The sequence below is a fragment of the Bacteroides gallinarum DSM 18171 = JCM 13658 genome (assembly GCF_000374365.1).
In the GTDB taxonomy this organism is placed as follows: Bacteria; Bacteroidota; Bacteroidia; order Bacteroidales; family Bacteroidaceae; genus Bacteroides; species Bacteroides gallinarum.
In genome coordinates this window covers 1-11396 of record NZ_KB894190.1, presented here as the reverse complement: position 1 = coordinate 11396, position 11396 = coordinate 1, and the positions used below count along the sequence as shown (strand labels likewise).

General features: G+C 46.4%; 9 protein-coding genes. 2 read left to right on the top strand and 7 right to left on the bottom strand.

Translation table 11 applies throughout. From position 1 onward, the window contains the following. Positions 1-92: 92 nt before the first annotated feature. From C233_RS0121300 to C233_RS0121270, 7 genes are all read right to left on the bottom strand, one after another. Positions 93-572: a hypothetical protein gene (locus tag C233_RS0121300; RefSeq protein ID WP_025069244.1), complete on the bottom strand. Its 480-nt coding sequence runs from the start codon at positions 570-572 to the stop codon at positions 93-95. Between the two features lie 32 nt (positions 573-604). After that, positions 605-973 (bottom strand): hypothetical protein, encoded by a 369-nt coding sequence (locus C233_RS0121295; protein WP_018669517.1) that lies wholly within the window; start codon positions 971-973, stop codon positions 605-607. Between the two features lie 48 nt (positions 974-1021). Continuing rightward, the gene (locus tag C233_RS0121290) at positions 1022-1576 is read right to left on the bottom strand and encodes an RNA polymerase sigma factor (RefSeq protein WP_018669516.1); all 555 of its coding nucleotides are present in this window, start codon (positions 1574-1576) and stop codon (positions 1022-1024) included. 157 nt (positions 1577-1733) lie between these two features. Then, on the bottom strand, positions 1734-2321 hold the full coding sequence (locus C233_RS0121285) for a DNA-3-methyladenine glycosylase I (RefSeq protein ID WP_018669515.1): 588 nt from the start codon (positions 2319-2321) through the stop codon (positions 1734-1736). Positions 2322-2363: 42 nt separating this feature from the next. Beyond that, a complete protein-coding gene (locus C233_RS0121280; RefSeq protein WP_018669514.1) occupies positions 2364-3278 on the bottom strand; it encodes a ribonuclease Z in 915 nt (304 codons plus the stop codon). Between the two features lie 131 nt (positions 3279-3409). Beyond that, complete coding sequence (rpsA, locus tag C233_RS0121275) at positions 3410-5203, bottom strand: 30S ribosomal protein S1 (protein WP_018669513.1); 1794 nt, start codon at positions 5201-5203, stop codon at positions 3410-3412. Between the two features lie 257 nt (positions 5204-5460). After that, positions 5461-7713 (bottom strand): DUF5686 family protein, encoded by a 2253-nt coding sequence (locus C233_RS0121270; RefSeq protein ID WP_206514152.1) that lies wholly within the window; start codon positions 7711-7713, stop codon positions 5461-5463. Between the two features lie 236 nt (positions 7714-7949). Here C233_RS0121270 and C233_RS0121265 point away from each other — a divergent pair, with 236 nt between their 5' ends. Next, a complete protein-coding gene (locus C233_RS0121265) occupies positions 7950-10139 on the top strand; it encodes a glutamine synthetase III family protein (protein WP_025069245.1) in 2190 nt (729 codons plus the stop codon). A 245-nt stretch (positions 10140-10384) separates the two neighbouring features. Further along, positions 10385-11086, top strand: a complete 702-nt coding sequence (locus C233_RS0121260; protein WP_026314962.1) for a Crp/Fnr family transcriptional regulator — start codon at positions 10385-10387, stop codon at positions 11084-11086. Positions 11087-11396: the final 310 nt, after the last annotated feature.

Sequence of the window (11396 nt, the reverse complement as noted above, 5' to 3'; positions counted from 1 at the left end):
ATAGGACTATAAAAATGGCATATGAAGTGAGTATGCTCTATCATCTTCATATGCCATCTTGATTTTTAGGGACATTTACTGAATATCCCTTTTTACTTCTTGCCTGACTGGCGTTTCGGAGCCTTATCTTTATCTCCGTCATGCCGCATTCCTTTCAGCAGTTCCCGATGAAAGCGCATCTCCGCTTTCTGTACCAGGTAGAGCTTCTTGGCAGACAATATTTTCTTGAACTTTCCGAAGTATGTTTTATCCAGACGGTCGGAAGCGATACGCGCATCGTACACGCCTTCCATAATCGCGTCGTACTGGGCTTCGGTAGTCTTTTCGTCTTTTCCCTGGCGAATCAGGCGCCACGCTTTATCGTTCTGTTCTTTTTTCTTGTCCTGCAATTCAAAGTAAAGGGGGAAAAACTTAGCCGCTTCTTCCTTCGTCAATCCGGCTTTCTCTGTGATATATGCTTTCTGCCTGGCACGGAACTCGGCAGGAGACAAACGTTCGTTACATCTGTCCGCCGCCCGAAGCGCCGGCACGCAACTGCATATCATCACTAATAAGACAATCAGCTTTTTCATTTCTTCATTCAATCGGTTAAAGTTGTTGTAGCTCATTCTGCGTCGGAATCAGCCAGATAAACGTACAATGAGTAGTCGTCGAGCATGGAGTTGTCCACCGCCATGTTGATATATTCCATTTCAGTATCCGCTTCATCGGCTGCCATACGGTCGGTGGCCGCCGGGGTAGGGTCGGAGGAAGCAACGCGGATAATCAGCGCCGCACCTGCAAACATCGCTGTCATATACACCCACGGTTTTACCCTCTCCCACATCGTGACTTCTCTTTTCTCAAAAGCGGGTTTCTCTTTTTCGGGAAGCCGGTTCATAACCTCCGAAGTAAGATTCTCAAAATACCCCTCGGGCACACGGAAAGCGTTCTCCGTTCCTATCTTCTTGAGTATGTTATCCTCTTCTTTCATAAGCTCTTCTCCTCTCTATTTGGTTAGACTTCGTTTCATGTTAAAGGTTTAATCTTCTTCTCCCAATATCTTCTCTATTTTTTTCACGGCATGGTGATAGGATGCCTTCAAAGCTCCCACGGAGGTACCGAAAATCTCGGACATCTGTTCATATTTCATTTCCTGGTAGTATTTCAGGTTAAATACCATGCGTTGCTTTTCGGGCAATGAGAGCAGGGCTTTCTGTAACGCCAGTTGTGCTTTGTCTCCCGAGAAGTAAGGGTCGCTCTCCAGCTTCTGAAGGGAATCGGCCTCAGGAGCGTCCAAAGAAACGGTATGGGTAGCCCGTTGCCTGTTAAGGAAAGTAAGGCACTCATTCAGCGCAATCCGATAGAGCCAGGTGGAGAGCTTGGCCTCTGCCCGGAAATAATCGATATTGACCCATGCCTTGACGAAAGTGTTCTGAAGCAAGTCGTTGGCATCTTCATGCGAAAGTACCATGCGCCGGATTTGCCAGTATAATTGTTCACTGTATTGTGCAACAATCATCTCGAATCCCCGCTTCTGCGTACTCTCATCCTGAAGAAGCGCCAGCACTTCGCGTTCATTATAAGAAGGGTTCATATATTCTATTCACATTTATATCTTTAGGAGAGCAAAGATAAGAAATTAAATCGAGTCTAAGTGCGAAATGTGCAATAAGGCTGGTGAATAAGCATTTAGGCGAAAGGACGGAGCAGCTTCGCCTCTCCCGAAAAACAGGAGGGACAGAATTACCCCGTTACTTTGCCGGCTCCTCCGGCCGGCGGCAAATGCAGCCCGCCAGGTGGTCGTTAATAAAGCCCGAAGCCTGCAAATGAGCGTAGCAAATCGTAGTACCGAAGAATTTAAATCCCCGTTTCTTCATATCCTTGCTCATGGCATCGGACTGGGGAGACGATACCGGAATTTCACTCAATGAGCGGAATGTATTGACAATCGGTTTCCCTCCGGGGAAAAATGACAACGTATAGTTGTAAAAGCTGCCGAACTCTTTTTGTATGGCAAGGAATAATCTTGCATTCGTGATTGTTGCCTTGATTTTCAGTCGGTTTCTTACAATTCCTTCGAACTGCATCAACCGTGCAACATCTTCATCGGTCATCTGTGCTACCAAGCCGGCGTCAAAATTGTAGAAGGCTTTGCGATACCCCTCGCGTTTTTTCAGGATAGTTATCCAGCTCAATCCGGCTTGGGCGCTCTCCAACACAAGAAACTCGAACAGCCTCTTATCATCGGTCACCAGTTTTCCCCACTCCTCATCGTGGTATTTCACATACAGCCCGTCGGTTCCGCACCAACCGCAGCGCCCGTTTATTATATCTTGCATAACACTTGTATTATAAAGGGGTAAAGATAGTAAAAGTTTAATTCATACCGGGATACAAAGCGTTTCTTTTGCAAGCTGCGTATCCGGAAAAACAGCCCGGGCTTCTGCCAGCAACACCTGCTCGTCATCGTATCGGGCAGAGAAATGACCTATCAGCAATTTCTTCACTTCTGCACTTTTAGCTATCTGTGCAGCCTGCGAAGCGGTCGTATGGTAGGTTTCTTTGGCGCGCGGAGCGGCATCTTCGGCAAAGGTGGCCTCATGGAAAAGCAAGTCGACTCCTCTTATCTGTTCCGTAATGGTGGGAAGATAAATCGTATCCGAGCAATATGCATACCGGCGCGGAGCGGCTGCGGGAAGGGTTAAACGGGCATTGGGGATTACCTCACCCTCCGGTGTGATGTAATCCGCACCGTTCTTGATGCGGTTCAGCTCGTACACCGGTACTTGATAAAAGTCTACCATATCACGCAGGATATGGTTGGGACGCGGCTTTTCGGCAAACAGAAAGCCGCAGCACGGTATCCGATGCCGCAAGGGAATGGTGGTTACCGTCAGTGAACGGTCTTCATAAATCAATGCCGCCTCTTTCGTCTCGAACTCGTGGAAAAAGATTTTATAGGTCATCTGGTGGTTGAAGAAAGCAAGCACCGGAGTAAGGAGTTCTTCCAGCCCTTTCGGAGAGTGGATATGCAAATCTGCCGTACGTCCCAAAAGATTAAGCGTAGATACCAGTCCCGGCAACCCGAAGCAGTGGTCGCCATGCAGGTGAGAAATAAAGATACGGTTCAGACGGGAAAATTTGAGGTGCGACTTCCGGAATTGCAACTGTGCACCTTCTCCACAGTCTATCATAAACAATTTGTCACGTAAGTTCACTACCTGGGAAGTAGGAAAATGGCGGGTGGTAGGCAATGCCGAACCGGAGCCGAGAATATGTAGTTCGAATTTCTCCATGATGATGCAAAGATAAGGGTATTCATCGCAGATTGCACCGGTTTATACGGATTATTTAAGGCACGGAGAAAAAGAAAAGGCGTTTGTGTTTGCCACAAACGCCTTTTCTTATTATTTATATGTAAGAAGGATTACTTCTTTCCTGCTTCCATTTGCTCTTTCAAAGCAGCCAAAGCGTCGATATCGCCCAAAGTAGTAGAGGCAGCCTGGTTCTGGATTGAAACAGAAGCTTCTTCTCTCTTACCGGCAGACTTCTTGGCAGCTTTCTTTTCTGCTCTTTCTTCTGCCTTGGCTACATCTTCGAAAATGCGGCTGTGAGACAAGATGATACGCTTAGCGTCCTTGTTGAACTCGATAACCTTGAATTCGAGTTTCTCGTCCAACTGGGCTTGCGAGCCGTCTTCCTTAACGAGGTGCTTCGGAGTAGCGAAACCTTCTACACCATAAGGCAGGGCAACTACCGCACCCTTATCCAGCATTTCGATGATAGTACCTTCGTGTACCGAACCTACTGTGAATACAGTTTCGAATACATCCCAGGGGTTTTCTTCGAGTTGCTTGTGACCCAGACTCAAACGACGGTTTTCCTTGTCGATTTCCAATACCTGTACATCGATGTCCGCACCGATTTGAGTGAATTCGGAAGGATGTTTAACCTTCTTAGTCCAAGACAGGTCGGAGATATGAATCAAGCCGTCCACACCTTCTTCGATTTCTACGAATACACCGAAGTTAGTGAAGTTGCGTACCTTGGCCGTGTGCTTGGAACCGATAGGATATTTTTCTTCGATAGTTTCCCACGGGTCGGCCTTCAGTTGCTTGATACCCAAAGACATCTTACGTTCTTCGCGGTCCAAAGTCAGTACTACTGCCTCAACCTCGTCGCCTACCTTCATGAAGTCCTGTGCAGAACGCAAGTGCTGCGACCAAGACATTTCGGATACGTGAATCAAACCTTCAACGCCCGGAGCGATTTCGATGAATGCACCGTAGTCGGCCATAACGACTACTTTACCTTTCACGTGGTCGCCTACCTTCAGGTTAGGGTCAAGAGCATCCCACGGATGCGGAGTAAGTTGTTTCAAGCCGAGAGCGATACGCTTCTTCTCATCGTCGAAGTCGAGGATAACGACATTGAGTTTCTGGTCGAGTTCAACCACTTCTTTCGGGTCGCTGACACGGCCCCAAGAAAGGTCTGTGATGTGAATCAAACCGTCTACGCCACCCAGGTCGATAAATACGCCATAGGAAGTGATATTCTTAACGGTACCTTCGAGAACTTGTCCTTTTTCGAGTTTACCGATGATTTCTTTCTTCTGTTGTTCCAGTTCGGCTTCGATAAGAGCCTTGTGAGATACAACGACATTCTTGAATTCCTGATTGATTTTAACAACCTTGAATTCCATGGTTTTGCCAACGAATACATCGTAGTCGCGGATAGGCTTAACGTCGATTTGAGAACCCGGCAAGAATGCTTCGATACCGAATACATCGACAATCATACCACCCTTAGTGCGGCACTTGATGTAACCCTTGATAATTTCTTCATTTTCCAAAGCTGCGTTAACGCGGTCCCAAGAACGGGTAGCACGGGCTTTGCGGTGAGACAGCACCAACTGTCCTTTCTTGTCTTCCTGGTTTTCGATGTACACCTCTACCGTATCACCTACTTTCAGGTCGGGATTGTAGCGGAACTCATTCAAAGGAATGATACCGTCTGATTTGTAACCGATGTTCACAACTACTTCACGCTTGTTCATTGCGATTACGGTTCCGTCAACCACCTCGCGGTCGTTAACCTTGTTCAGCGTATTGTCATACGCCTTTTCCAAGTCTTCGTGACTTGCGTTCGTTACGGTTTCACCGTTTTCATAAGCATCCCAGTTGAAATCTTCAAGGGGAGCAACATTTTTTAAATTTTCCATTAATAAATAAATTGTTTAACTCGTTAATTAAGTGAGACTTTATGTTGACTCATATTAAATCGGGCGCAAAGATAGAAGTATTTTCTTGAACTACAAAAAGTTCTGTCCGAAAATATCCGTCCTTTACGCCCGATTGCCAATGATTTTCACCTTATATATAATGGGAATTCTCTTTTATATATGCCGACGACGCTCCGATAGCCGTACGGTATTCTGCATTTGAGGACAAAGATAAGCCATGAATTTCCGTATAAGCCTCAACGATTGAACAGCTCGAAGGTAAATTTGACTCCCATTTCCTGGTATTCCCAATTGGCGAAGCTTGCAAAAACACCGAAGTCGAAAATATGCGTACCGATACCATAACCCACTTCAAGATAGGGGTTCAAGTGGGGAACAACCAATGCATTCAGGTACAAACGTTCATTCAACACATATTGGGTATACTTCTTTAAATGACGGAGCAGCAGAAAAGGAGCTTCGTACGTAAAATGCCCGCGAACGTACTTACGGGACGAGTTATACCAACGCCCGTCGAGCAACTGGAACACTCCGCCGATTTCATCATTCCAACCGACAGGCAGGTTGGAGCGTGCCAGGTTGGCGAAATCCACAAAATAAAGCTCCTTTTGATTCGTAAAAGCTCCCCAACCGAAACGATAATAAATATCGCGCATCAGCCCCAGCGGGATGTTATGCTGGAAGTCTACTTCGATACGCTCATATTTTCCGGTACTCTTCATAATTCCGCTAATGCCCCGTTCCCAGTCTACGGAAATTGTCGGATATTTGGAATGAAGGTTGATTTTGCGGTCGCCGCTCATATAATAATACTGGCCGGGAGTCCACGTTACACGTACACGCGGAGCAAAACTGTTATAACTGTGACGGAACTTTTTCAGAATCGAAGGGTCGAATTCCGGATAAACGGGTGAAGTGCCCGATGACATAACGTTCGGAGTATTGGGATAGACAAGGACGAACTTCGAACGCTCCACTTCCGTACGCCTGTGCAGGGAGAGGCCGACATCCAGAGTCAGGCCGTTGACAATCTCCCAGCTATGGCGTATATGCAAATACAAATCTTTAAAATAATCCAGATGTATCTGGTCGAAATCAAAAATGCTATCGGGGATAGCCTTCAAATCGTCCAGCACATCGCTACTGTAAATGCGGTTACCGTTACCCACACTGACATGGAGGGCGGCACGCTTACGCGGCCAATAATCGAAGTCGGAATTGACTGACCAGTAGAACTCCTTCCGTTTAAAATTATAACCCAGCTTGGGGACGATACGCAGCAGGCGGTCGCCCGTAAACAAGCGGTTGTATTTGAACTCCTGGCGATAAGAAAATCCGTTACTACCGCTATAACTTAACAGCAAAGGGTTAATAAGAGGCGAACAGCGTACGCTGCCCATTTTGGCAAGGTCTACCGTATACCTGCTAACCAACGCGTCGCCTATCTGCCCCCAAAACTCCAGGCTCTTGCTTTTGGGCTTTTTCTTATAAAGAAGCGTATCGCGGTGCAAAAAGAAATCTTCGTATAGCTTCTGCTCATGCGATGTCAACGGAATAGGGCGTAATGTATTGAAATAGGCCGTATCCCGTTGGTAAGCGTTCGTATCGGTCAGCAAGGTATAGGATTCGGTAAGGTCGTACTTGCTCTTCGTCCTGTTCCGTTTGGTTGCGACTGCGGGGTCTCTCTGGCGGATATCCTTATAATCGAGCACCGCCGTATAACTGCCGTCCACCACATTGCCGAGCAAACGGAAAGTAGCATCGACATTGAAATGTACAGGCAGAAATTCATCGTCGCCTCCTACCTGCCCCATTTTTACCAGATTATTAAAACGAAGTACCTCGGAACGTCCGGAAAAACGTATCTCGCGCACACTCCACACATTGTCACTGACAATCATATAGCCTCCCACAAGCTGAAAGCTTTTACTCTTCGGCATAAACCGGATGCGGAACTCACGTTTATGCACGCTCCCCATAATGGAGTCTATATAATAAGTATAGTACTTTTTCGCATTGGAGGCCAGCGGAGAAAGCAGCTTATCGTATAATAAGGTAGAAGAGTAAATATTTATATGGAAGTATTCGAGCAAGCGGCCGTCCAGTTCCCAAAGTTCGGAAGAAGTACCTACGCCCGCCTTCACTTTCTGGTCATAAATGTCGGGGGCTGTATAATGCAACTCGCTGTATGTCTCCATCATATACTCCCGTACCCCTTTCTTTATGCGGAACATGGAGGGAATGAAACGAAGCAAGTGGTTTTTCTTACGAATATTCGCCCACCCTTTTATATAGAGTTCCGCCTTATATTCATCGACGATACGTTCATAAAATGGAGCGAAGAAGATTACTTTATCCATAATGGAATCTGCATAGGCCTTCTGTTCCGCATACGATTTGGGAACACCCGTAGCACCCGCCTTCTGCAAACTTGCACACAAGAAACAGACTCCTATCCATATGCATATTAAATGTTTCAACCGCAATATCTTCTTATGTGGGAGCAAATATAGAAAAAAAGTAATAACTTCCACTTAAATTCCATTTTCATTTTCCGGAGCCTCCTAAAGCCTAAAAAATGTATTTTCAAGGAACACCCTCTTTTCGCAGGGGGTATATTACCAAAAAACATATAAAAATCAGAGATTACCCCCTTCAAAATAGGGGGTAATTCGGAAAAAACATATAATTTTGCGCCCAACAACCAACAAAAGAAAAGACAAGTATGTCAAAAATGAGATTTTTTGCTTTGCAAGAGCTCGCCAATCGCCGCCCTCTTGAAGTCATTACTCCTTCAAACAAGTTGTCCGATTACTACGGCAGCCATGTTTTCGACCGTAAGAAAATGCAGGAATACCTGCCCAAAGAAGCCTACAAAGCAGTAACGGATGCTATTGAAAAAGGAACTCCTATTAGCCGGGAAATGGCCGACTTAATAGCAAACGGAATGAAAAGTTGGGCTAAGTCACTGAATGTTACCCACTATACACATTGGTTTCAACCGCTGACGGACGGAACGGCCGAGAAGCACGACGGCTTCATCGAGTTCGGTGAAGACGGGGATGTTATCGAACGTTTCTCCGGGAAACTGCTCATCCAACAAGAGCCGGATGCCTCGTCTTTCCCCAACGGTGGAATCCGCAATACGTTCGAGGCACGCGGATATACGGCATGGGATGTCTCGTCGCCTGCTTTCGTTGTAGAGACTACACTCTGTATTCCCACAATCTTCATCTCCTATACCGGTGAAGCATTGGATTATAAAACGCCTTTGCTAAAGGCACTTGCCGCAGTGGACAAGGCGGCAACGGACGTCTGCCAGCTTTTCGACAAGAATATAACGCGCGTATATACCAACCTGGGGTGGGAGCAGGAATATTTCCTCGTAGACTCCGCACTCTACAACGCACGTCCGGACTTATGCCTGACAGGGCGTACATTAATGGGGCACTCTTCCGCCAAAGACCAGCAATTGGAAGACCATTACTTCGGTTCCATTCCTCCGCGTGTTACGGCTTTTATGAAAGAGCTCGAAATAGAATGCCACAAACTGGGTATCCCTGTCAAGACGCGCCACAACGAGGTAGCCCCCAACCAGTTCGAACTGGCTCCTATCTTTGAAAACGCCAATCTTGCCAACGACCACAACCAACTGGTTATGGATTTGATGAAACGCATCGCCCGCAAGCATAACTTTGCCGTACTACTGCACGAAAAGCCGTATAGCGGCGTAAACGGTTCGGGCAAGCACAACAACTGGTCGCTCTGCACCGATACGGGTATCAACCTCTTTGCCCCCGGCAAGAACCCGAAAGGCAATATGCTCTTCCTTACATTCCTTGTCAACGTACTGATGATGGTGTATAAAAACCAGGACTTGCTCCGTGCTTCTATCGCAAGTGCGGGAAACAGCTACCGCCTAGGCGCCAATGAAGCTCCTCCCGCTATCTTATCCATATTCCTGGGCAAGCAGTTATCCTCTATCCTCGACGAAATAGCCCGCCAGGTAAGCAACAGCAAGATGACGGCAGAAGAAAAGACCACCCTGAAACTGGGCATCGGACGTATTCCCGAAATCCTGCTGGATACGACAGACCGTAACCGTACATCTCCTTTTGCCTTCACCGGCAACCGCTTCGAGTTCCGTGCCGCCGGCTCATCGGCAAACTGCGCTGCCGCCATGATTGCTATCAATGCAGCAATGGCAAATCAGTTGAACGAGTTCAAGGTATCTATCGAAAAGCTAATGGAAGAAGGAGTGGGCAAGGATGAAGCAATCTTCCGTATATTGAAAGAGACAATCATCGCTTCCGAGCCTATCCGCTTCGAAGGAGACGGTTATTCGGAACAATGGAAACAGGAAGCTGCCAGCCGCGGGCTGACCAACATCTGCCATGTACCGCAAGCCTTGATGCATTATATGGATGCCCAGTCCCGCTCCGTACTTATCGGCGAACGTATCTTCAACGAAACGGAACTGGCCTGCCGCCTGGAAGTGGAACTGGAGAAATACACGATGAAGGTGCAAATCGAAAGCCGTGTACTGGGCGACCTTGCCATTAACCATATCGTTCCGACTGCCGTAATCTACCAGAACCGCCTGTTAGAAAACCTGCGCGGACTGCGCGAAATATTCACACCGGAGGAATACGAAATACTCAGCGCCGACCGTAAAGAGCTTATACGCGAAATATCCCACCGCGTAACAGCTATCAAGATGCAGGTACGTGAAATGACGGAAGCCCGTAAGGTAGCCAACCATATGGACAACTACAAGGACAAAGCCTTTGCATACGAAGAAACCGTACGTCCTTACCTGGAAAGTATCCGCGAACACATCGACAATCTTGAAATGGAAGTGGACGACGAGATATGGCCGTTGCCGAAATACAGGGAGCTGCTGTTTACCAAATAAACCGGAAATACTTCTCGGCAAATAAGAAAACACATACGAAAAAAACTGAAAAAAGCACTTCCGAGAGTAATACCGGAAGTGCTTTTATTTTCATAAAAAAACGGAATAATACCGCATATACAGCTCCTACCCCTCTCCCAAGGCTCATTTTTCTTTCGGATAAATCGAAGAAAAAATATGCATTTGTGTTATATTTAATTTTTTCTTTTTACATTTGTGCTGTACAACACAGTTTTGCAGCAGTTATGGTAAAAATAAACTTATCAGATATCAATGTTCCGGAGTTGATTCCCGATATATGGTCGCCCCTGAATGAAGAACAACGGGAGTTTCTCGCTAACCATTTTACGCTCCAGAATTATAAGAAGAACGAGATTATTCATTGTGAAGGCGAGACACCCACTTACCTGATGTGCCTGTTGAACGGAAAGGTCAAAATCTACAAAGACGGTGTAGGCGGAAGAAGCCAGATTATCCGTATGATTAAGCCGACCGAATATTTCGGATACCGTCCTTACTTTGCCAAAGCAGATTACGTAACCGCAGCCTGTGCTTTCGAGCCTTCATTGGTCTGTCTGATACCGATGACCGCAATTATGACACTGCTGTCGCAGAACAATGAACTGGCAATGTTCTTTATCCGGCAGTTGTCCATAGACCTCGGCATTGCCGACGAACGTACCGTAAACCTTACCCAAAAGCATATCCGCGGCCGTTTGGCAGAATCGCTTATTTTCCTCAAAGAGAGTTATGGTCTGGAGGAGGACGGTTCTACATTGAGCATCTACCTATCCCGCGAAGACCTGGCTAACCTTTCCAACATGACGACATCCAATGCTATCCGTACCCTTTCGCAATTTGCAACGGAACGCTTGATTACTATCGACGGAAGGAAAATCAAAATCATCGAAGAAGAAAAACTGAAGAAGATAAGTAAAATAGGATAGCCTTTTAAACTTAGAAATACAGAATTAAAAAGGGATATTCAGTAAATGTCCCTAAAAATCAAGATGGCATATGAAGATGATAGAGCATACTCACTTCATATGCCATTTTTATAGTCCTATTCCTGTAATTTCTCACACAATCTTACCCTACAAGACATGACGCTCGGGAAGAAGTCTGAAGACATCTTCTGCCTCTGCCTGTAAAATCATATCATGCCGCTTTCACCGTCCTGTTCCTGATCTTGTCTATCATCAGTACGGCATTTGCCGTATGTATTCCAAAGAAAATCCACAGGATTTCCGTCTTCCT